Source organism: Ferrimonas sp., assembly GCF_048263965.1.
Taxonomy (GTDB): Bacteria; Pseudomonadota; Gammaproteobacteria; order Enterobacterales; family Shewanellaceae; genus Ferrimonas.
In genome coordinates, this window is record NZ_JBLXDO010000015.1 from 24,450 (window position 1) to 46,053 (window position 21,604).

The 21,604-nt window shown below is 57.2% G+C and carries 19 protein-coding genes; 4 read left to right on the top strand and 15 right to left on the bottom strand.

Annotated elements, in window-relative coordinates; genetic code table 11:
* Positions 1-29 precede the first annotated feature (29 nt).
* Positions 30-1,700 carry a methyl-accepting chemotaxis protein gene (locus tag ACN0RV_RS13475; protein ID WP_417348271.1) on the top strand — a complete coding sequence of 557 codons (1,671 nt, stop codon included), beginning with the start codon at positions 30-32 and terminating at the stop codon, positions 1,698-1,700.
* 46 nt (positions 1,701-1,746) lie between these two features.
* On the opposite strand, the gene ACN0RV_RS13480 is transcribed toward ACN0RV_RS13475, so the two are convergent.
* The 5 genes from ACN0RV_RS13480 to ACN0RV_RS13500 are packed head-to-tail and all read right to left on the bottom strand — an operon-like array spanning position 1,747 to position 5,384.
* A complete protein-coding gene (locus ACN0RV_RS13480) occupies positions 1,747-3,807 on the bottom strand; it encodes a heavy metal translocating P-type ATPase (RefSeq protein ID WP_417348273.1) in 2,061 nt (686 codons plus the stop codon).
* A complete protein-coding gene (locus tag ACN0RV_RS13485; protein WP_417348275.1) occupies positions 3,807-4,079 on the bottom strand; it encodes a YtxH domain-containing protein in 273 nt (90 codons plus the stop codon). Before ACN0RV_RS13485 ends, ACN0RV_RS13480 begins: the two co-directional genes overlap by 1 nt.
* The gene (locus ACN0RV_RS13490; RefSeq protein ID WP_417348277.1) at positions 4,063-4,374 is read right to left on the bottom strand and encodes a hypothetical protein; all 312 of its coding nucleotides are present in this window, start codon (positions 4,372-4,374) and stop codon (positions 4,063-4,065) included. Before ACN0RV_RS13490 ends, ACN0RV_RS13485 begins: the two co-directional genes overlap by 17 nt.
* Positions 4,367-5,044, bottom strand: coding sequence for a hypothetical protein (locus ACN0RV_RS13495; protein WP_417348279.1), 678 nt, complete (start codon positions 5,042-5,044; stop codon positions 4,367-4,369). Before ACN0RV_RS13495 ends, ACN0RV_RS13490 begins: the two co-directional genes overlap by 8 nt.
* Before the next feature lie 13 nt (positions 5,045-5,057).
* Positions 5,058-5,384 (bottom strand): HMA2 domain-containing protein, encoded by a 327-nt coding sequence (locus ACN0RV_RS13500; RefSeq protein ID WP_417348281.1) that lies wholly within the window; start codon positions 5,382-5,384, stop codon positions 5,058-5,060.
* 207 nt (positions 5,385-5,591) lie between these two features.
* On the opposite strand from ACN0RV_RS13500, the gene ACN0RV_RS13505 reads away from it, so the two are divergent.
* Positions 5,592-5,981 (top strand): hypothetical protein, encoded by a 390-nt coding sequence (locus ACN0RV_RS13505; protein WP_417348283.1) that lies wholly within the window; start codon positions 5,592-5,594, stop codon positions 5,979-5,981.
* Positions 5,982-6,037: 56 nt separating this feature from the next.
* Here the strand turns inward: ACN0RV_RS13505 and ACN0RV_RS13510 are convergent, their stop codons facing one another.
* Positions 6,038-6,382, bottom strand: a complete 345-nt coding sequence (locus ACN0RV_RS13510) for a hypothetical protein (RefSeq protein WP_417348285.1) — start codon at positions 6,380-6,382, stop codon at positions 6,038-6,040.
* A gap of 1,074 nt (positions 6,383-7,456) precedes the next feature.
* On the opposite strand from ACN0RV_RS13510, the gene ACN0RV_RS13515 reads away from it, so the two are divergent.
* Together ACN0RV_RS13515 and ACN0RV_RS13520 are read left to right on the top strand one after the other, a co-directional pair.
* On the top strand, positions 7,457-8,086 hold the full coding sequence (locus ACN0RV_RS13515; RefSeq protein ID WP_417348287.1) for a hypothetical protein: 630 nt from the start codon (positions 7,457-7,459) through the stop codon (positions 8,084-8,086).
* Positions 8,087-8,109: 23 nt separating this feature from the next.
* Positions 8,110-11,580 (top strand): zinc-dependent metalloprotease, encoded by a 3,471-nt coding sequence (locus ACN0RV_RS13520; RefSeq protein WP_417348289.1) that lies wholly within the window; start codon positions 8,110-8,112, stop codon positions 11,578-11,580.
* Between the two features lie 59 nt (positions 11,581-11,639).
* Here ACN0RV_RS13520 and ACN0RV_RS13525 read toward each other — a convergent pair whose 3' ends face one another.
* The 9 genes from ACN0RV_RS13525 to ACN0RV_RS13565 all read right to left on the bottom strand — a co-directional run bounded on the left by ACN0RV_RS13525 (position 11,640) and on the right by ACN0RV_RS13565 (position 21,506).
* Positions 11,640-11,996 carry a hypothetical protein gene (locus tag ACN0RV_RS13525; protein WP_417348291.1) on the bottom strand — a complete coding sequence of 119 codons (357 nt, stop codon included), beginning with the start codon at positions 11,994-11,996 and terminating at the stop codon, positions 11,640-11,642.
* Between the two features lie 133 nt (positions 11,997-12,129).
* Positions 12,130-12,360: a (Na+)-NQR maturation NqrM gene (gene nqrM, locus ACN0RV_RS13530; protein WP_028108630.1), complete on the bottom strand. Its 231-nt coding sequence runs from the start codon at positions 12,358-12,360 to the stop codon at positions 12,130-12,132.
* Between the two features lie 42 nt (positions 12,361-12,402).
* Positions 12,403-13,623 (bottom strand): NADH:ubiquinone reductase (Na(+)-transporting) subunit F, encoded by a 1,221-nt coding sequence (gene nqrF / locus ACN0RV_RS13535; protein ID WP_417348293.1) that lies wholly within the window; start codon positions 13,621-13,623, stop codon positions 12,403-12,405.
* 32 nt (positions 13,624-13,655) lie between these two features.
* The gene (nqrE, locus tag ACN0RV_RS13540) at positions 13,656-14,264 is read right to left on the bottom strand and encodes an NADH:ubiquinone reductase (Na(+)-transporting) subunit E (protein WP_417348295.1); all 609 of its coding nucleotides are present in this window, start codon (positions 14,262-14,264) and stop codon (positions 13,656-13,658) included.
* Positions 14,265-14,273: 9 nt separating this feature from the next.
* Positions 14,274-14,897 (bottom strand): NADH:ubiquinone reductase (Na(+)-transporting) subunit D, encoded by a 624-nt coding sequence (locus tag ACN0RV_RS13545; RefSeq protein WP_028108627.1) that lies wholly within the window; start codon positions 14,895-14,897, stop codon positions 14,274-14,276.
* 1 nt (position 14,898) lies between these two features.
* Positions 14,899-15,663: a Na(+)-translocating NADH-quinone reductase subunit C gene (locus ACN0RV_RS13550; protein WP_417348297.1), complete on the bottom strand. Its 765-nt coding sequence runs from the start codon at positions 15,661-15,663 to the stop codon at positions 14,899-14,901.
* Positions 15,653-16,852, bottom strand: coding sequence for an NADH:ubiquinone reductase (Na(+)-transporting) subunit B (locus ACN0RV_RS13555; RefSeq protein ID WP_417348299.1), 1,200 nt, complete (start codon positions 16,850-16,852; stop codon positions 15,653-15,655). Before ACN0RV_RS13555 ends, ACN0RV_RS13550 begins: the two co-directional genes overlap by 11 nt.
* Entirely contained in the window at positions 16,852-18,207 is a 1,356-nt protein-coding gene (locus tag ACN0RV_RS13560; RefSeq protein WP_417348301.1) for a Na(+)-translocating NADH-quinone reductase subunit A, read from the bottom strand. Before ACN0RV_RS13560 ends, ACN0RV_RS13555 begins: the two co-directional genes overlap by 1 nt.
* Positions 18,208-18,605: 398 nt before the next feature.
* Positions 18,606-21,506, bottom strand: coding sequence for a TonB-dependent receptor domain-containing protein (locus ACN0RV_RS13565; RefSeq protein WP_417348303.1), 2,901 nt, complete (start codon positions 21,504-21,506; stop codon positions 18,606-18,608).
* Positions 21,507-21,604 lie beyond the last annotated feature (98 nt).

Genomic DNA, 21,604 nt, shown 5'->3' on the forward strand with positions numbered 1-21,604 from the left:
GACGGGTCGCCCCGGACGGGGAGGTTCCCATGGTTAGTTCCCTGAGCATTCGTCAGCGTCTGGTGCTGCTGGTGGTGGTGATCTGCGGCATCCAGCTTCTCACCACCTCTACCGTCTTTGTCAAACTGACCAATCTGGAGGGGCACCTGGCAGAGGTGGCTCACCGGAATATGCCTGTGGTGGCGGCGGCCACGCGCATCACCGAGTTGCAGCTGGAGCAGGAGGTGATGTTTGAGCGCGGGTTCCGATATGCCCTGGAGCTCTCCTCTGAAGAGGGGGCGGTGTCGGGCTATCAATCCTCTCTTGCGGCTTTCTGGGTGATGAATGAAGAGATCGAGCGGGAGTTCAGCCGCGCCGGTCAGTTTTTCGAGGGCAGCTCGGGGGAGATGGCGGCCCTTGGCACCTCCCTGGTGAAACTGCGCGCTCACCATCAGACCTGGGTCGAGCATGTTGAGGAGGTGTTTGGCCACCTGGAACAGGGGGCCAAGAGCCAGGCGGAAGTGCTTTCCGGTCCTGTAGAGCAGGAGGCCCAGGCATTGACCACGGAAGTGGAGGAGCTGCTCCATCAGCTGGCCGGGTTGACCGAGTCGGCGTTGACAGACATTGAGGGGGAGGCCACCAGCCTGGAATACATTTCGGTGTCCGCGTCACTGGTCTCTCTGTTGATCGCCTGCGCCATGGTGCTGTGGTTCTCCAAGGCGATAATGCGAGGGTTGGACAAGGGGCTGTCAGCTCTGCGAGATCTCGCCGGTGGCGACTTCAGTCGGCCCGTGGCCAAAGATGAACCCGGAGAGCTGGGAGACCTGCTCTGTGCCATGGAGAAGACCCGCAGCACCGTGGCCCAGCTGCTCATCGGTGTCAGGCACTCCACCCAGGAGGTGGCACAAGCCTCTGATTCCCTCTCAGTGTGCAGCTGCGAAGTGCAGAACAACGTCAGTCGTCAGACCGATGAGGTGACCCAGGTGGCCACGGCGATGAACGAGATGGCGTCTACCGCTCAGGAGGTGGCTCGCAGTGCGTCGGCGACCCAGGCGGCCACCGGGGAAGCGACCCAGAGGTCGCAGCAGAGTCAGCAAGCCAACCTGGAGGCCATGGGGCATACGGAACAGCTGGTGGAGAGTCTGAATCAGAGTGGCGAGGTGATGGGAGCCTTGGAGCAGAACAGTCATAATATCGGTACTGTGCTGGAGGTGATCAAGGGGATCGCCGAGCAGACCAATCTGCTGGCGCTGAACGCGGCCATCGAGGCGGCCCGGGCCGGGGAGCAGGGCAGGGGGTTTGCGGTGGTGGCCGATGAGGTGCGGCATCTGGCTCAGCGCACCCATGAGTCCACCACAGAGATTGAGTCGATGATTGAGCAGTTTCGCTCCGGCACCCAAGAGGCAGTGCAGACCATACAGCGCAGCTGTGATCTTGGTGGCCGCACCATAGAGCTTTCCGGTCGATTCAGCGAGCTGATGTCTCAGATGAATGACGCCATTCAGCGGGTGAACGAGATGAACATCCAGATCGCCAGCGCCGCAGAGGAGCAGAGTGGCGTAGTGGAGGAGATCAACGTCAATGTGGTCCGGGTCAGTGACGCCTCAGAGAGCAATGTCCAGCAGATTCAGCAAGTTGCAGCGGCCAGTGAGCAACTGACGGCCACCGCCAGTGAGTTGAGAAACGCCATCGATCATTTCAGGTTGCCGGAAGCGGGCTGAAAAAAGGCCGGAGTCACAGCTCCGGCCTTGTTGTGTTGCCCTGATGCTATCCCTGGCGGGCGGCAATGGCCCGGCTGATGACGGCCAGGGTGGTGCCGTTGTGCAGCAGGGCACTGGTGGCGGGGCGTAACCAGCCCATGGCCGCGGCCAGCATGATGCCGCTGTTGACCACCTCCGCCAGGCGGATGTTGCTGTCAATGAGCGCCATCGCCTCCTGAGACAGCTCCCTGGCCTGGGCAATGCCCAGCAGGCTGTCCTGCATCAACACCACATCGGCAGCCAGGTGCGCCAGATCGGTGCCCGTAGCCATGGCCAGGCCCACGTCGGCCGCCGATAAGGCGGGCGCATCGTTGACACCATCTCCGACGAACAACACCTTATGACCCTGCTGCTGCAGCTTGGTGACCACATCGGCTTTGGAGTCTGGGGTGGCTTCGGCGAAGAAGAGATCGAAACCCAACTCCTCGGTGACCTGACGGGCCTTGGCCGTGGTATCTCCGGTGAGCAGAACCAGGTTGCGGATGCCGCTGTCCCTCAGCCGTTTGAGTGCATCGTGGACCTCTTCCCTCAGGGTATCGCGCAGGCCAATGACCCCCATGGGCAGGTTGCCGCTGGCGAGGAACAGCATGTGCTTGCCCTCCGCTTCCAGCTGAGCAATGGTCTGCTCCAGGGAACTGAAGTCCACTTGCTCGTGAACTTCCAGATAGTGGCGGCTGCCAATCACCAGGGGATGGCCATCGATGGAGCTCTTCAGGCCGTGAGCGATCACATACTCCACCTCGCCATGCTCAATGTGGGGCAGGGCATGATGTTTGGCGGCATTGACCACAGCCTGGGCCAGGGGATGGTTGCAGTGCTCCTCCACTGAGGCGGCGATGGCCAGCAGTTCCCGGGCGTTCTCCTGCTCGCGCAGGCAGATGACGTCGGTCACCTCCAGATCCCCGTAGGTCAGGGTTCCGGTCTTGTCGAACACCACGGTATCCACCTCTGCCAGGTTCTCCATGGCCCGACCGCCCTTAAGCAGCAGCCCCTGTTTGGCTGCGCGGTACATCATTGACTTGAAGGCCACCGGCGTGGACAGTTTCAGGGCACAGGAGTAATCCACCAGGAACACCGACGCCAGACGTTCCAGATCGCCGGTCATGGCAAAGACGGCGCTGCCGATGGCCAGGGTGATCTTCACCCGGCGCTCGGCCATCTCCTGAGTTGCAAGTTGAGTCTGACTCTTCTCTCCCAGAGACTGGGCGATGATGGCAGCGATGCGGGCTGTGGTGGTGTCACAGCCGACCTTCTCCACCTTAAGGGTGACATTCCCCTCGTGAATGGCGGTACCTGAGTAGAGGTAGGCACTGTCCTCCCGGCGCACGGGAACCGACTCTCCGGTGAGCGATGCCTGATTGACCAGACACTCTCCCTGAGTGATCACGCCGTCGGCGGGCACCATCTCCCCCGGGCCAAGGCGAACCAGCTCGCCCTCGGTCAGGGACTCGGAACTGACCTGTATCTCCTGACCGTCGCGGATGACCCACACCTGAGTGTGCTTGGGTTGCATCAGCTCGGCCAGCAACTTGTCGCTGTTGCGACTGGTGAGTTGCTCCATGTACTCGCCGGTGGAGAGCAGGGTCTGGGTCAGCATGGCGGTTTTGTGATCCCCCCGCCAGGCTGAGAGGCCGATGGCAAAGGCATCCAACACCTCCACGCCCAGGGTCCGATCCTTCAGCTGTGCCACCCCCGCCTCCAGGGTTGGGGTGATCAGTGCGGCGGTGCTCAGGGAGGCGTAGCGTTTAGGCAGCAGCCCTGCGGCCAGAAAGCCCATCAGGTTGAGGGCGATGTCGCCGCGGGTGTACTGGTGCTCGTCGTCAATGCGCTCCACCGCTTGCCAGTCCAGGGATTCCAGCCTGCTCTGAATGTCGGCGGGCTCCAGCAACTGATGATCGTACTCAATCACCAGGGAGCGGGCATACTCATTCAGGCGGACAGAGTGCACCCCCTGCAGGGAGAGCAGTCCGCTTTTCAGCCAGTCGCCGCACCCTTTAAGGGAAGCCAGCAGCTCAATCTTGAGGCGGATGCGTCCAGGTATGTGGTGTTTGACCACAAACTGAGTCATCACTGCTCCTTGTGCAGGTTGCGGTAGTACTCCAGCTCTGCCTGAGTGTCTTCCAGGCGCTCCTTGAGCTCTTCCACTTCGCCACGCACCGTGGACCAGGCACGGTTGCCCGCCGAGGCCACGCCCTGTTGTACCTTCTTGTTGGAGAGCAGGTAGGCCACGGCGGCACCGGCCACCAGGCCAGAGACGAAGTGGGTGCGAGTGTTCTGCTGCGGATAGGGCTGCTGCGGCTGATAGCCGTAGGGGTAGTAAGGGTTAGGCACTTTCTTCATTGGAGTTGTCCGTTAATTCATCGATGAGGTAGAGGCTGGCGGCCCCGGCACACAATACAGTGGCCAGCGACAACAGGGGGCGTCCGGCCATGTGACCGGCAACGGCGGTGGCCATGCCTCCTGCAACTCCCGCTTTGGCGGCATCTTTCAGCGTCTTGGCGGCAAGCTCATTCACTTGCAGCTCGCCGCGCTGATAGGCGCTCCACTGCCCTGCGGCGGAGGCGGTGCCTCCCAGCAGGGCGCTGGCGATCATCGCCCGGCTGGCGGGACTCAGCTCTCGAGAGCTGTTACTCATTGGTTTCAGCCTTTACCTGAGGCTCCGCAGGGGCTTCAGGGGCAGGCTCATGCTGCGGTGCGGCTTGAGGCTCGGGAGAACGGTGGCGCTCGACGGACTCTTTGAATCCAGCCTTACCGGCGGCCAGGGTGTCTTTAAATACATCGGTGCCCATGGAGACGTTGCTGCTGACATTGGAGGCGGTCTGGGTAGCGGATTGCTTTACCTTGTCGGTGCCGGTTTTCAGCAGGTCACCGGCGTTACCCAGCATACTCATCAGATTGCCGCGGACGTTCTCATTGCTGAGGATCAGGGCGGCGGCGGCGCCAATCATCGCCCCTTTCCAGAACTCCTTGTCGTCCACACCCAGCTTGTGCAGCAGATCCTTGAAGATGCCTGCCTGGTCACCCATCAGCCCCTCCAGCATCTGCTGAGACTGAGCCATCAGTGGATCGCTGTGGTGGTGATCATGGTGGCCGCCGTGTGGAGGCATGCCATGGTGGTGCGGCGGATAGCCATGGGGCATCTGTGGCTGGCCCTGAGGCGGCACACCATAGCCCTGGGGTGGCATGGCATGGGGGTGATAGCCGTGCATGGGATGGGGGTGGTAGCCATGCATGGGATGAGGGGGCCACACAGGAGGATAACCGTATGGGGGGTAAGCCATGTTTTGCTCGTCTTTGTTATTCATGATGCAACCATCCTTATTGGTAGTGTGGCGCTAAAAGGTCGATCAGTTCCTGGCACGCCTGCTCGGCGCCCATCTGGCATTCGCCGAAGAGCCTGTCCAGTAAACCGGGATGAATGGTGCTGTGGTCATACTCCAGGATCAGGCTGTTGGAGCCGGTATTGAGCTGGAACCGTTTCAGTGGGGGCAGGCGATCCGCCTGCTCCATAATCTGCTCGGTTTTAAACCTGGCCATTTGGGTGACCAGTGCCGAGTTGAACTTAAGCCGAATTCGGCCAGGAATGTGGTGGGCGACGTGGACCCACTGCCTGAGCTTTACTATTTCTGTGGCCGTGTTAGGCATGATGTTCAATCACTTTCGCTAGTGGCAAGGGCTCGATTCTGGCATGTGGATATCCAGAGAAAATTGCGCGAGGTCAAAAAGACCCTCTTGTTTTGCTGCAAACAAGGCCGAATGGCAAATAAAAATCAATCTCATCACTGGCTTTGTGATATTGCCCCAAGGCTGTCGATTTTTCTTTGAGTTTCAGGGAATGATGAGATACATTAAATGAAAATCAGTCTCATTCATGGTGTTGTGATGTCGACCTATATCCACAAAACGGATCGTCGCCTGCGAATTCGCTCAGACTATATTCTGAACAACCCTGCCGAAGTGCAGGCGCTGGCAGATCAACTGCGTCAGATCGATGCGGTGCTTGAGGTTAGACATCGTCGTTATGCCGGTTCGGTGACCCTGATGTTCGATCACAACGAGCTGACCGCAGATGATCTGCTGGAGACGGTGGAGAGTCATGGGTGGCTGCGCTCAGACAGTCGCAACGCCTTTGTGGAGAATGCGGTGCGCAGTGGGTCACGTTCCCTGATGAAAGGGGTGGCGGTTCTGGCGCTGAAACGCCTGGTGGGGCCGGGCATGATAAAGGCCCTGGCATTTGCCTGAGACTGAGTTGAAGAAACGCGCTCCGAGTAGCGCGTTTTTTTGTGCCTGCTCCTATCTTAGCCGGCAAACTTCTTGACGGCACATTTGCAATGCCCACCCATCAGCGCGGGACAGTGCTTACAGGGCGGAGATTTCAGCGGCAGCATGGACAGGGTACGGGCCGGCTGCTGTATTGACTGAATTCGAGGAGAGTGTGAGTCCGCAAAGGAGCGGCCTGTGCCTCCTTCATCAAACCAACTGAGCAATGGGGTCAGTGGTGCCATCAGTTCTCGCACTGCGCTTTGTCCAGCTTGCAGGGTGATCGCCCTGAGCTCGGGATGGAGCTTCCGCAGAGGCTGTTCGGCCCTGGCGATGCGTTTCTGAAACTTACCCGCTTTGACCAGCTTCTTTAGTTTCTTCAATGATGACACTGTACATGCCCAGGTGATATTGATTCTCATTTATCTTAAGGGCTTTCGTGCTGGTTTTCCAGAGTGATCCACCCAAGGGGAAGGGAGGGGCCCTGACAAAGGTCCGAGCTCTTAAGGTGAGAAAGCGGTCGTCCGCTTTTCCTTCGAAAATCGTATGTTGATCCGGTGTTTCCATCTCTCATGTTTGTTTTTGGTTGCGGCTGGGTGTCCTCGATGTTGCCTGCCCCTTACCAACTCTTACTATGTTGCGGTATTTTGGTGCGAATGCTCACATTATTTGGAACTTGATGTGAAATAAAGGCGGCAGGGGATGCAGTTGTCTTGACGCTTTGTTGTGCAGCAAACTAGAATTCAAAACTGCTGTTTTTTTTGAGGTTAAAAAAGCATTGAAATGAATTTAATTATTGGTGAGTAACAGATGGTCTACCTTATTACATAAGATAAAATGTTAATAAAGGTAACAATGATATATTCCCCAGCCAATAAATTAGATTCAGATAATCAATCTTAATGTTGTTTAGAAAAATCTTATTAATGTAGGCGTGGAGCGAAATTTTGTCTGCGCTGTTTGTTTGAGCTTCAAATAGTAATCGGCTTAGTCAGGCTGAACGCTCGACGATCTTCAACTGGTCAGCCACACGATAATATTTATCTTGTGGTCTCGCTGTCCTCATTGGGTTGCTGATTCATAAATGAAGATAAATCATATTTTAGACAGTGGTCTTTCTTGGGCTGCTGCCCGGCTTTTTGCGCCCAAAAAATATCAAATTTGCTGTCAACTGAAGGCTTGCCATCGCGTTTTGACGGTTCTGTTTGTACTAAATATTCACAATAATAGGTTGAGCTATGCAATCAACACAGTTACTCGTCTCTGCCAGACGCCGGAGCCTTGTGGGGGGCCGACTGCTGGCTGGAGCCATGCTGCTTTGGACGGCCGCAGTCTCCGCGGCCATTGATTATGACCTGCCTCAGGATGAGCCCTCTCGATGGTCCGGATATGTTGGTGGTGGATACACCAGAAACGTATATAGCTCAGACTCATACCATGCGTATGAGTCCTTCTATATGAACGCCAGGCTGGGCTATAAGACAGATTATGGCCAGTACCGCCTTACCGTGGGCGGCGAGCAGGAAACTCTGCATGGACAGGAGTCGACTTTCTATGACCCGATGATCGAGTTTCGGACCAACAAATATGAGTTTGATGATAAGTGGTCTCTAAGAGGAAGTCTTGCTGCGATTCTTCCCGGTAACCACTATTCCAAACTGGATCATTTTGAATACGCATTCAGAATTGCCGGTTACTTATATTGGAATCCCAGTGATAACTGGTATCTCTATGTCTCTCCAAGATACAGGTATAACGATTACAAATATAAGACCTCAGGCGGGCGGGTTTTAACCGAGCATCGCTATGATGTTGTGGCAGACGCCCTATGGCAATTCCACCCTGACTGGTACCTGGAGATGACCTATCAGCATATCTGGAGTGAGAACTATTATGGCAGGCAACTGGATGATCAGTTCTTCTTCGCTCAGGAGTTAGGTTGGGAGATTAATAAGAATCTGATTCTTGCTGTGGCTCACAACAACAGTGGCCGATTCTATAACCCCGATAGGGGGCCCTCTCAGGAGTTTGAGATCTTCAATAAACGAAGCTCAACTTTCACTCTTTCGATAACACAATATTTCTAAGGCAATCAAGCTAAGAGGATATGATGAATAAATCTCTTTTGTGCCTCTCGATCACCAGTGCCCTGGCGCTGTCTGGTTGCGGGGCGGGCGAGGAGCCCTACAAGGAGCTGCCCAAAGATGAGAAGCAGATAACCACTGCGGCCATTGAAAAAGCCGGTGAGCGCCAGTATCTCTACATCCGAAGCGTGGGGCAGGCCCCTCGCTATGCTGCCGCTATCCGCGGATTTACCCAGGGCGACCCAAAACTGGTGAGCCTGGCAAAAACCGAAAACGGCATCCAGGTTCGTCAGATCGATCGTGACAGCATTGGTCTGGGGCACGACAGCCGCTGGCAGACCGACATCAACCAGGCGCCAGTGCTGACCATCCCTGGTAAGTACATCGACTTTAAGTGCACCGAGGACAAGTGGCGCGAGTGCATCAACGAAGAGGAAGAGAACAAGGACGCTGACCTGACCTGGGACAAGAAGCGTTACTTTATTCCTCAGTTTGAAGATGCCAAAGTGGCCGAGATGAACATCGAGGATATCTTCACTTTCGGTGAGTGCGTGACCGAAACAGAGGACCCTCGCCTGGTTCGTGCCGATGGCTGGAAAGGGTATGAGATGGACCTGGACTCCGGTGTGATCAACTTTGAGGTTGAGCACACCTATCAGGCCACCATGTCCTGTATCAACCAGTTCTACAACGGCAGCCTGGACAACCTCTCCTTCACCACCACCGAGTACATCTCCATTGTGGCGGTGGACAAGCTGGCCAGTCCTGATTATCAGGCTATTCCCTACAGTGAGGATGAGCGGGGTACCTACGGTTACTTCACCTCGGATCATCACTATCGTGATGCCACCGACAGCGATGGTGTGGATGGTTATGTCCGCACCTACATGAATCGCTTCAACCCTGCCAAGGAGAGCATCACCTACTACCTGAGCAACAACTTCTTCGATGCCAAGAACAAGGCGTATCTGGATGCGGCCAACGAAAGTGTCACCGCCATCAACATTCAGAACAAGCTGTTCAAGACCGGTTTCCCGGAGATCAAGCTGGAGCAGGCCAATGACAAGCGTCACGGCGACCTGCGTTACAGCCACATCACCCTGTTCGATCAGCCCCTGGACAACGGTCTGGCCGGTTACGGCCCCTCTGCGGCCAACCCCCTGACCGGTGAGATCGTCAGTGGCCGGGTGAACCAGTACAGCTCCAACCTGAAGCAGGGTGCGGTGCGTTACTACCGCCAGGTGCGTCTGGACTACAACCGTGGCCGCCTGGACGCGGAAACCGCCACCGCCCTGACCGGTGTTGAGTACAAGAACAGCAACGACGTTGATGCTGGCAAGCCGGCGCCTGCGGATAAGGTTGAGGCCGCCAACTTCGAACAGCCCGAGGAGACTCTGCTGGCCAAGGCCACCACTCTGCCCAAGCTGGTGAAGGAGAGCCAGGAGTTCGATGAGCTGGTGGACTACGATCGCGAAACACGGGATTACTGGTCTGAAAACACCATGATGCACCTGGACAATGTCTATGCTGTGGGCGGAGCCGCTCGTCAGCTGCCGGCGGGCATCAAGGATCACAAAATCGACTGGAAGCGCGCCGAGCTGTGGGAGAACGGTGAAGTGGGCAGCAAGCTGGTTGCCTTCGAAACCCTGCCTGTGGGCCTGCAGAATGAGCTGACCACCAAGCTGGCGGCTCAGGCCTTCGCCGGCACCCTGACCCACGAACTGGGTCACAACTTTGGTCTGCGCCACAACTTCTCCGGCAGCACTGACAAGGAGAATCTGTTCACCGAAGAGCAGATGGCGATGATGGATGAGGCTTTTACCGCAGCCGGTTACCCGGACCTGACGGTGAATGCCGAGTTCTCCAGCCAGATGGACTACAACGTCAACCGCTTTGCCACTACCTTCGAGCCCTACGATCTGGCGGCCCTGCGCTTTGCCTACGCTCGTGAGGTGGAGAAGAAGGACGGCGAGTTTGTCTCCCTCAAAGAGGAGGACGCCAAGCGACGTGATGAGCTGGCCCAGGGCATCGTCAACGGCGAAACCCGCTTCGGTGCACTGTACAATGTGGCTCAGCAGTACGACCTGCGCAGCTACAACTTCTGTACCGATGGTCACGTCACCCTCAACTCCAACTGTAACCGCAGCGACGCTGGCGGTACCCTGGAGGAGATTGCCGACTTCTACATTGAGCGCTATCAGGACAGCTACGAGACCAGCAACCTGCGTCATAACCGCCAGTACCTCTATGAGGATCATTCTCTGAGCTACGCGGTTCGTCGCAAGCGTCTGTTTGATGACATTCGTCAGTTCGTCGAGGATGTGAGCTTCCTGGAAGAGATTTTCAGCCTGCCAGAGAACTACTTTGCCAAGGATTGCGCCGAGAAAGCCGCTGCCGGTCAGGACGCCTGGTACTGTGAGCGTCAGCGCGCGGTAGACCACGCCAGTGACCTGTTCCTGACCCTGATGGGAGAGAACGATGCCACGGTTAAGGTAACCTACAACTGGATCGACGGTGATGCCGTCGCCCTGCAAACCAGCTACAACTTTGCCGATGTGCTGGAGAGTTACCGTTTCAACTCCAATGACCTGGAGTTCAAGCTTCAGCCTGGCGAAGTGATCAGTCAGTACTCCGACTCTCCCGAGGCGCTGAAGGAGCTGATCCTCAAGTCCAAGATCAATCCCAACTTCCAGACTCAGCTGTACATCAGCGACGTACAGTTCTCCGGTCGCCTGCTCAACGGTATGAAGGCCCCCAAGTCTTCACCCAATCACCCCTATGTGAACGAGCGTGATGTCCTGGGGGTATGGCCGGACAAATTGCTGGCGGTGCGCGCCCTGGTGTCCCGGACTACGCCACGCAGCAGCACCAGCCGCGGCTATAAGGCTCTGGTGGACCTGCCTGCGGTACAACCTGTGTTTGAGGACATGCTGTGTAAGATGGTTATGGCCGATGGACCAGGTTTGACCTACGGTGGCCAGCCTGTAGCAACCGAGTTTTGTGGCGCCAGCGGCCAGTTGGACAAGTACCTGCCTGAGTTTGTTGACTTTGCCGACCAGAGCATTGAGCCTCTGCCCAACTATGCTCGCAGCGTCGCTCGCTACTTCGGCTTCAACACCGATCGCTATGGATACCCCAAGGGCAAAAGCAATCTTTTGGAGATGATACTACGCCAAGTCAAGCACGCGTCACGTGATAGTGATTACCAGGGCTATGAGAAGGCGCGCAAGTGGCGTGAATATGTGGGTGTGCACTGGGATGATTCCTACCTGGATGTAAAAGCCAAAGTTGCCTATAACGGTCGTATCTATGCCGCAACTTCTCAAAACGTTTTAGCTATGAAGTTGATGACTCGGATCATGCAGATCGAGACGTTTAAGACAGATCATGCGGCACTGATGGATCAGAAGTTGGGCAGTGGTGAAACTGTACAACAGTTGTTGGATGGACAACTGGAGCGCGACTACCGCGTTCTGACCTACCTGCCAGTGCTGTAAAGAACACTCGCTAATGATAAGGGCCGCATGATGCGGCCCTTTTTATCTGGTCAGTTGAATCACTCCGCCAGTTCGGCACCGACACTGAAGCTCAGCATCCTGGGCGGTTCACCCAGCTCCATCTTCCCCTGTTCGCCCACCTTGATCACCACCGCTGGCATCAGCAGCTGGTTCAGGCGTTCGCCTTCGCCACTGGTCAGCACCGCGTCTACGGTGATCTGTTCGTTGTGGGTGCTGGGTTGCAGAGAGAGGCGGTAGTCGCCCAACTGGTGATCGCTCCACTGATTGATGGGCACTCGGGCGTCCAGCTGCATGGGTAGGGTACCGGGAAGCACCACTTCGATGGAGAGGTCCAGCACCTGGGCCGCAGCGTTTAGGGCAGTCAGCGACAACAGCAGGGGCACAGCAAACTTCATTGGGTCTCCAGAGGACAAAGGTGGCGAAAATCAGAGGTCAGGGTATCAGAAATCCATCGACGTCAGAAATGAAGTCCATTGATTAAGTAATAAAAAAGGCACCGCAAGGTGCCTTATTTCATTCGGGGCAGATTCAGAGAATGCGCTCCTTGAGGAAGCGCTCCCGGCGCGCCAGTTCCGCCTCCCTGGCCATCTTCGCCTTGCGTTTGTCGCAGGGCTCAGGGCAGTCGCACACCTTGTCGATACCGACGCCTCCCAGGCCACCGCAGGAACCGGCAATGGTCTTGCGCCTGAACAGGTAGCCGACGGACATCATCAGGATCACCAGCAGCATGATGGCAAAGGTGGTGGCAAAGGCGGTCATAGCTTGTCTCCAAATCCGGGCACCCAGCAGGGTGCCCCCTAATCAGTCACCGAAGTCATCCAGCAGGATGTTCTCGTCTTCGACGCCCAGGTCTTTGAGCATCTTGATCACCGCGGCGTTCATCACCGGTGGGCCACACATGTAGAACTCGCAATCCTCAGGGGCCTTGTGGTCCTTCAGGTAGTTCTCGTAGAGCACATTGTGGATGAAGCCGGTGTAGCCATCCCAGTTGTCCTCGGGCAGGGGATCGGACAGGGCCACGTTCCAGTGGAAGTTGTCATTTTCCGCTGCCAGGCCATCGAAGTCCTCCTGGTAGAAGATCTCCCGCACCGAGCGGGCACCGTACCAGAAGCTCATCTTACGCTTGGTTTTCTTCGCTTTAAGCTGGTCGAAGATGTGGGAGCGCATGGGCGCCATGCCGGCACCACCACCGATGAAGATCATCTCCGCCTCGCTCTCCTCTTTGACGAAGAATTCGCCGAAGGGCCCGGAGATCACCACCTTGTCACCGGCCTTGAGGTTGAAGATGTAGGAGGACATCTTGCCCGGGGGCAGGTCGTTGCTCGGTGGCGTAGCGATACGCACGTTAAGCATGATCAGGCCCTTTTCATCCGGGTAGTTGGCCATGGAGTAGGCGCGCAGTACGTCCTCTTCGACCACGGACTCCAACTGGAACAGCTCGTACTTCTCCCAGTCGTCGCGGTACTCTTCCGGGATGTCGAAGTCGGCGTAGTTCACCTTGTGGGCCGGGGCTTCAATCTGGATGTAGCCACCGGCCTTGAAGGGCACCTCTTCCCCTTCGGGCACCTTGAGGCGCAGCTCCTTGATGAAGGTGGCGGTGTTGTCGTTGGAGATAACTTCACACTCCCACTTCTTCACCCCGAAGATCTCCTCTTCGATCTCCAGCTCCATATCGTCCTTCACCGCCACCTGGCAGGCGAGACGACAGCCCTCTTTGGCCTCCTTCTTGGTGATGTGGTCCCGCTCGGTGGGCAGGATCTCGCCACCACCGGACTTCACATGCACCCGGCACTGGCCGCAGGTGCCGCCGCCGCCGCAGGCGGAGGGTATAAAGATATCCTGGCCCGCCAGGGCACCCAGGAGTTTGCCACCGGCTGGCGTATTGACCGTTTTATCCGGGTCGCCGTTGATGCCGATGGTGACGTCGCCAGAGGCGACCAGTTTGCTTTTGGCGATAAGGATCACCGCGACCAGCAGACACACCACAATGGTGAACATGCTGATGCCGATTGCCATTTCCATCGCGTTACCTTCTTAAATCGTCACAAATTGGGTTACAGGGCGATGCCCACGAAGGCCATAAAGCCCAGTGCCATCAGTCCGGTGGAGATAAAGGTGATGCCGATACCCTGCAGCCCCTCGGGGATGGCAGAGAACTTCATCCGCTCTCTCAGGCCGGCCAGCAGTACGATGGCCATGGCCCAACCGGAGCCGGAGCCCAGTGCAAACACCACGGACTCGGTCATGTTGTATTCGCGGTTAGCCATGAAGATCACCCCGGCGAAGATGGCGCAGTTTACCGTCAGCAGCGGCAGGAAGATCCCCAGTGTCTGGTAGAGCGCCGGGGCGTACTTGTCCAGCACCATCTCCAGGATCTGTACCAGGGCGGCGATAACACCGATGAAGGTGATCAGCTTAAGGTAGCTGAGATCCAGATTCGGCATCCCCGCCCACGCCAGGGCGCCAGGTTTAAGGAAGTTCACGTAGATCAGTTGGTTAACCGGAACGGCCAGGGCCATCACCACCACCACCGCGACGCCCAGGCCGAAGGAGGTGGAGACCTTCTTCGACACCGCCAGGAAGGTACACATCCCCATAAAGAAGGAGAGGGCCATGTTGTCGATAAAGGCAGCCTGAACGAACAGGTTGATATAGTGTTCCATATTCGCTCCTTAGCCTTTGCGCTTCTGAATCACGTGAAGGCCCCAGATCATCAGGCCGATAAGGAAGAAGGCGCTGGGGGCCATCTTGAACATCTCATTGGCCAGGTAGAAACCGCCATTCTCTGTGGTGGTGATCACCTCATGACCGAAGAGGGTGCCTGCGCCCAACAGTTCGCGAACGAAGCCCACCCCAACCAGGATGACGCCATAGCCCAGGGAGTTGCCCAGGGCGTCGATGACCGACATCAGCGGTCCGCTCTTCATGGCGTAGGCTTCCGCCCGTCCCATTACGATGCAGTTGGTGATGATCAGACCCACAAACACCGACAGCTTCTGGGACAGCTCATAGGCCACGTCCTGCAGCACCATGTCCACCACAATCACCAGAGAGGCGATCACCGTCATCTGGGCGATGATGCGCACGCTGTTGGGGATGAAGTTGCGTATCAGCGAGATAAACAGGTTAGAGAACACCAGTACAAAGGTCACCGCCAGGGTCATCACCACTGCGGTCTCCATGGAGTTACTCACCGCCAGGGCGGAACAGACACCCAGAACCTGCATGGCGACCGGGTTGTTGGCAAAGATGGGAGAGGTCAGCACCTGCTTGGCTGCATTACTGCGACTGCTCATCTCAAGCCTCCTTCTTAATGGTGTTCAGGAAGTTCTGGTAGCCCTCTGGACCGAACCAGAATTTCACCGCTTTCTGCAGACCCCGGGCGGTCTTGGTGGCGCCACTGACGCCATCGACACCGTGAACGTCGCCCTTCTTGGCGCCGCCTTTGACTACCGCCAGTACAGGCTTGCCGCTGTCGTCGAAGATCTGCTTGTTGTGCCAACCCGAGAGCCACTTGGTGTCTTTCAGGAAATCGGTCAGGCCCGGAGTTTCCCCGTGCTCGGAGATCACCAGTCCTTCGATGGTGTTCAGGTCTGGCTGAATGGCCACATAACCATACACCACGGACCACAGGCCCTTACCATGGATGGGGAACACCACACTGGCCAGCTGGCCGCTTTCGTCAGTAACCTTGAACACCCGGGCCTGGTTGGCGCGGCGCTTGATGCGGGCGGTGTCCTTCTTCGGTTTGATGGAGGTCTCAGGGTTGATGGCCGCCATGCGGTCGTCGAAGTCCAGAATCTCGTTGGCGCTGAGATCTTCAGTGGTGCCGCTGTCCAGGTTGACCAGCATCGGGGTGACACGACTGTCGAACAGCTCCTCGATGTTGTCGCCTTGAATATTGGCGGCGACCAGCACGTAGCGCTTGAGTTCGCTGCGCTTCTTCGCCAGTTTGCGCTCTTTCAGGACCTCGGCGGTGCCGGTGATCATGAAGGAGCAGAGCAGGCAGAGAACCACGCTGAAGACCATGGTTCCCAGCACGGAATCTTTATTAAATGCCATTGCGTGACAGCCTCCGCTTGATGTTGGCGCGTGCCACCAGATAATCGAAAATCGGTGCCCACAGGTTGCTGAACAGAATTGCCAGCATCATCCCTTCGGCCATCTTGGGGTTGACCACACGAACCAGAACCACCATGAAACCGATGAGGATGCCGTAGGCCCAGCGTCCTTTACGGGTGTAAGTACTGGTCACAGGATCCGTGGCCATAAACAGCATGCCGATGGCGAAGCCGCCGGTCACCAGGTGCCAGGTCCAGGGCATGGCAAACATGGGGTTGGAGTCGGAGCCGATCACATTGAACAGGGTGGCGGTGGCCACCATGCCGATGAACACGCCGGCAACGATTCGCCAGGAGGAGAGGCTGGAGAGCATCAGCAGACCGCCGCCAATCAGCAGGGCCAGGGTGCTGGTTTCGCCAATGGCGCCCGGGGTCAGTCCCAGGAACGCATCCCACCAGGCTGAGTCAGTGAACGCCTGGTACCAGGGGTAATCCGCAAAGGCGAGCTTGCCCTTGGCGGCCAGAGCCAGGTCAGTGGCACCGGTGTAGCCGTCTACGGCCACCAGTTGTTCCGGGGCAGCAAACACCGTGGGGTAGGCGAAGTAGAGGAACGCCAGGCCCGCCAGAGCCGGGTTGAGGAAGTTACAGCCCAGGCCACCGAACACCTCTTTGGCCATTACCACACCGAAGGTGACGCCCAGGGCCACCATCCACAGCGGGGTGGAGATGGGCAGGATCAGGGCGAACAGCATGGAGGTGACCAGGAAGCCCTCATGCAGCTCCTGACCACGGGCTCGGGCAAAGACTATTTCCCAGAACAGGTTGACCGCCAGAGCGGTAACGTAGATGGGCAGGAACAGGCAGGCGCCGTAGGTAAACTTGGCCAGGACGCCGCTGTCGGCGTTCAGCCCGCCAAACAGGGCGCTGAACAGCCCATTGGCCGCTTCGGCACCGCTGGCTATGGCGATCTGCGCCTGAAGGCCCTGGTTGTAGAGGCCAAACAGCATGGCTGGCACCAGGCACCACATCACCACCCACATGGTGCGTTTTACATCGATGCCGTCGCGGATGTGTACCTTACCCGAAGTCGGACGGGCATGGGCAACAAACAGCGACCGCATGAAGGCCTTCATGGAGTTGCCGTGGGCGTAATACGCCTCTTGGCGTTTTTTGGGGTTGGAACCGCTCATCAGCCCTCCTTCTCAATAATGTCCAGACAGGTGCGCAGCTCCTTGCCGAAGTCATACTTACTCGGGCAGACAAAGGTGCACAGTGCCAAGTCCTCTTCATCCAGTTCCAATGCGCCCATAGCCTGGGCTTCATCGGTGTCCTGGCAGATGAGATCTCTCAGCAGCAGGGTGGGGAGGATATCCAGCGGCATCACCTTCTCAAACTGGCCAAAGGCCACGATGGCGCGCTTGGAGCCCCCGGTCTGGGTGGTCAGGTCGAACTTCTGTTTGCCGGCAAACAGGGAGACCAGACTGCGAGCGATGGAGAATGCTTTCCGAGAAGGCCGTTCCCAGGGCAGCAGCTCGTGCTCACTGTCCTCGGTGAGCACGGTCACCTGATTGTGGAAGCGACCCAGGAAGTCGTGGGGTCCGTCGGCGGTATGGCCGGAGAGCACGGAACCGGAGACCACGCGAGAGTGGCTGGGCTTGAGCTCGCCCCTAAGAAGGCGAGTAAGCTCTGCCCCTAGGGGGACGCGCACCAGACGGGGATCGAGGATGTCCGGCCCGGACAGCGCAATCACCCGGTCGGTGTACAGTTCACCTGTGGTAAACAGCTTGCCCACGGCGATTACATCCTGGTAGCCGATGTGCCACACCTGACGCTCCAGGCTGACCGGCAGAATGTGGTGGATATGGGTGCCCACCAGGCCTGCAGGATGCACACCGTCGAAGCGGTGAGTTTCTACCTGGGGCAGGTTGGCACCGGGCAGATCCTCGCCAGCATCGTGACACAGGTACAGCTTGCCGTCGGTCAGGGTGCTGAGCACCTTGAGGCCGTCGGCGAAGGACTGGGCCTCTTCGGCGATGACGACCCTGGGGTCTGCCGCCACCGGGTTGGTGTCCATGGCGGTGATGAACAGGCCCGCTGGGGTGCTGCCGGGCTTAGGAGCGCGGGAGAAGGGACGGGTGCGCAGGGCGGTCCACAGGCCACTGGCCAGCAGATTGGTCTGTACCTGCTCCCGGGTAAGGCCGTCGAGATCGTCGAAGCAGTCGAACAGCATCTGTTCGTCCCCTTCGATGTCGATCACCACGGACTGCAGCACTCGGCGTTCGCCCCGGTGGATGGCGCTGACCACCCCCGCGGCGGGGGCCGTGTACAGCACACCCTTCTGCTTCTTATCCTCAAACAGCGGCTGGCCCTTCTTCACCCTGTCCCCGAGCTCCACCAGCATGGTGGGCTTGAGGCCGGCGTACTCTTCGCCGAGCAGGGCTACATGGGAGGGACACAGGCGGCCGTCGATCTCTTGCCGGGGTTCACCGGCCAGGGGCACATCCAGCCCCCGTTTTACGGTCGTTACCTTAGTTGTCGTCGCCATTGCAGTCTTCGATTACAAAAAAATTGTGACAAGGATAGAACTTCATCGCTTCAACTTCCTTTAGGGAGGTCACACTTTGTAGTAAAAGGTGAAGCAAATTCTAATAATAAAACGGAATAAAGTTACATGCAGCATATTCCCAAAAGGTGTTTGTTTTTTGTCATGCGCATGAATTATATATATTTTTTCGTTATTTCTTGGCGAGCTCTATTGCGGCCGTCCAGGTCTGACCATTGTTACTTGATCAGCAAATGACTTTTTCTGTATGGAAATCCGCCACTTTCGTAGTGATGTTCGTGATGCGGTGTCACAGGGAGGAGGCGGTGGATGAGAGCTGGATCGCCAGAAGATAAAAAAGGCGCAGCTTGAGCTGCGCCTTTCAAGTTTAGGCAGGGAGATTACAGCCTAACGTTAACGCCTACGTAGTAGCGACGGCCAACCAGATCGTAGATCGGGTTAACGGTGTAACCTGGGGGCAGTTTGTCAAACAGGTTACGGATACCGGCACGCAGCTGTACGGTGTCGTTAAAGTTGTAGGTACCACCCAGGTCATGAGTAACGATGGTTGGTACGTAGTGAGGGCTTACGTCCTCTGGAGATCCGCCGTTGGGGGACACATCATAGGTAACGGAGTTATCGATGAAGCGAGTCACCCAGTTTACGGTCATGTCATCCCAGCGGTAGTTGGCGCTCAGTCGGAACTGAAGCTCTGGATCACCAACCTCACCCTTCTCGTCGTTCACCTCGTCTGGACGATCCTGGAACTCAAACTGTTCCAGTTCCAGAAGCTGGTTACCAACCAGGTTCAGGTCCAGTTCACCTGGGCCCAGGTCCATGGAGTAGCTGGCTTGCAGCTCGATACCACGGGTGTTGTAGGCAGCGGCGTTCAGGTAACCGGAACGCACCAGGGTGATGTCGAAGGTGTTGGGGTCACGGTCAACCTGAGAACAGAAGTTGGCGTCTGGGCCACCGGTGGCGTCAACACAGTTGTCGGCAACGTCCTGAGCTGCTACGAAGATGATCGCGTCTTCGATCTCAATGTCGTAGTAGTCAACGGTGATGGACAGGTTCTCGATGAAGTTGGGGCTCCACACGATACCAGCAGTCTTAGACTTGGAGGTCTCGGACTCCAGGTTGGGGTTACCACCGGAGAGCAGGTCCACACTCACGTTGTCGTTGGCTTCGAAGCCAGGAGGCATGCCCAGGGCAGCACAGTTGGCGGCGCGATCCGGATCGTCACTGATGTTGTCCGCGTCACATGGATCGGATACACGGGCAAAACCAGGAGACAGAGGATCGAAAGCTTCGCCGACGTTAGGCGCACGTACTGCCTCGCCAATGGTACCGCGGAAGCTCAGGCCGTCGAATGGAGAGTAGAAGGCACCCACTTTCCACGCATCGGCGTTACCGGCGTGGGAGTAGTCCGCGCCACGGAAGGCGGCGTCCAGAGTCAGCTCTTCGATACCGGTCATGCCCTGAATGATGGGCAGGTTAACTTCGATGAAGTATTCGGTAACGTCGTACTCACCGTAGGAGTCCGGAGTTGCCGCGTTGGTCAGGAAGCCAGCCTTGGTGAACTCGTCAGTGGTGGTTTCGGAGGTCTCTTCACGATATTCCCAACCCACAACCACGTCTACCGGACCGCCAGGCAGTTCGAACAGCTCGGAAGAGTCGGTAGCCAGGGTGGCGCCCATCACCTGCTGAGTGATCTTGTCGTTACGGGTTACGTCGGCAGAGACGAAGTCACGTGCCGCTTCAGAAGCCTGACCGAAACCGAAGGGGTTGTAGGCCACACACTGATCGCCGTTAACAGAGGCTGGATCCTGGTAGCCTTCGCCCTGTTCGCTGGGCACCTGGCTGCGACAGGCGGCTTCGCCAGTCTCAGGATCAATCACTGAATCAATGGCTGCAACCAGATTGTCGGGGATCAGGTCGTTCAGAGTCTTACGCTCGTTGCGGGTTTCGCCCCAAACGTAGAACACCTCCCAGTTAAAGTCGGTCTGGCTCAGGGTGAAGTCACCCTTGAAGCCGCCAACGAAGCGGAACAGGTCACGCTGGTTGTCGGCAGAGCGGTTGCCCAGTTCGTCGAAGAACTTGGCCATGCTGACGCTGGTCTGGCCGGCATCCAGCAGGGTGGTACGCAGACCTTCATCCAGGAATGGGTTGTCCTCTACATCGATGGTGATGTTGCCGAAGCGGAAGGAGGGCTGGAACTGCTGCTTGATCTCGGAGCTTACGTATTTGAAGTCTGAGAAGAACTGAACGTTGTCGGTCAGATCGTAGTTAAAGGTAGAACCTACGGTGATACGCTCAACACCCGGGATGTAGTTCTCGTACTCTTCAGGGTTGAAGCAGGTGTCACAACCGTTGGGGAAGTTACCGAATGCGAAGCTGTTAGACAGGTCACGCTCGGTTTGCAACATGGGGTTGCCGTTCTGATCGAAGGTCCAGCGACCAGCATCGCCACCGAAGGGGTTGATCACACCGGTGTCGTTGATCATCTCTGAGTATACGCGGGGTACACGCAGACGATCTGGAATCCCGTCTTCTTCGCCGGTGTTGTCAGGGTTGCCCACTGTGCCCCAGCCATCCAGCTGACGCAGCTGAGTGGACATCACCTCTTTGGTGCGGTCGTAGTTGGCGAAGAAAGTCACGTTACCACGGCCGTCAGACAGGTCAGCACCACCCAGCAGGCTGATCACGTGACCTTCGGTGTCCACGCCTTCCATGGAGTTACCGTAACCCACATCCAGCTCGAAACCTTCGAAGTTGTCTTTCAGGATGATGTTTACAACACCGGATACCGCATCGGAACCGTAGATCGCAGACGCACCACCGGTTACCACTTCCACGCGCTCAATCAGGGAGGCGGGGATGGTGGTCAAGTCAACCTGAGCGGAGCCAGGGGCACCGGCTACGTGACGCTTGCCGTTGACCAGTACCAGAGTACGGTTGGCACCCAGGCGGCGCAGGTCAGCGGAGCTGATACCGGCCAGGGCGTTACTGTTGTTGTTACCAATGATGGTGTCGGTTGCACCCACTGCAGGCAGTTCGGCCAGGATAGAACCCAGGTCGACGTTACCAAATTTGGCAATTTCGTCGGATCCGATGCTTACGATTGGGGCGGGTTGGGTAAATTCAGGACGGGCGATACGAGAACCGGTAACGGTAATCTTCTCTATTTCGCTTCCCTCGTCATTGCCTTCCTCGGCGGCTACAGCAGGCTGAGCCAAAGATGCGGCTGCGCCAAATACTACAGCCAACCTAACGGACTTGGCCAAGCTAGACTTCACGAACATTCTGTTCTCCCTAAAGTCGATTTATTATTGGATTGCAGCCCCAGGCAGAGATAAGAGCAATTGAACCTTGTTTAGGGGCTGTTAATGTGTGTTGCTCC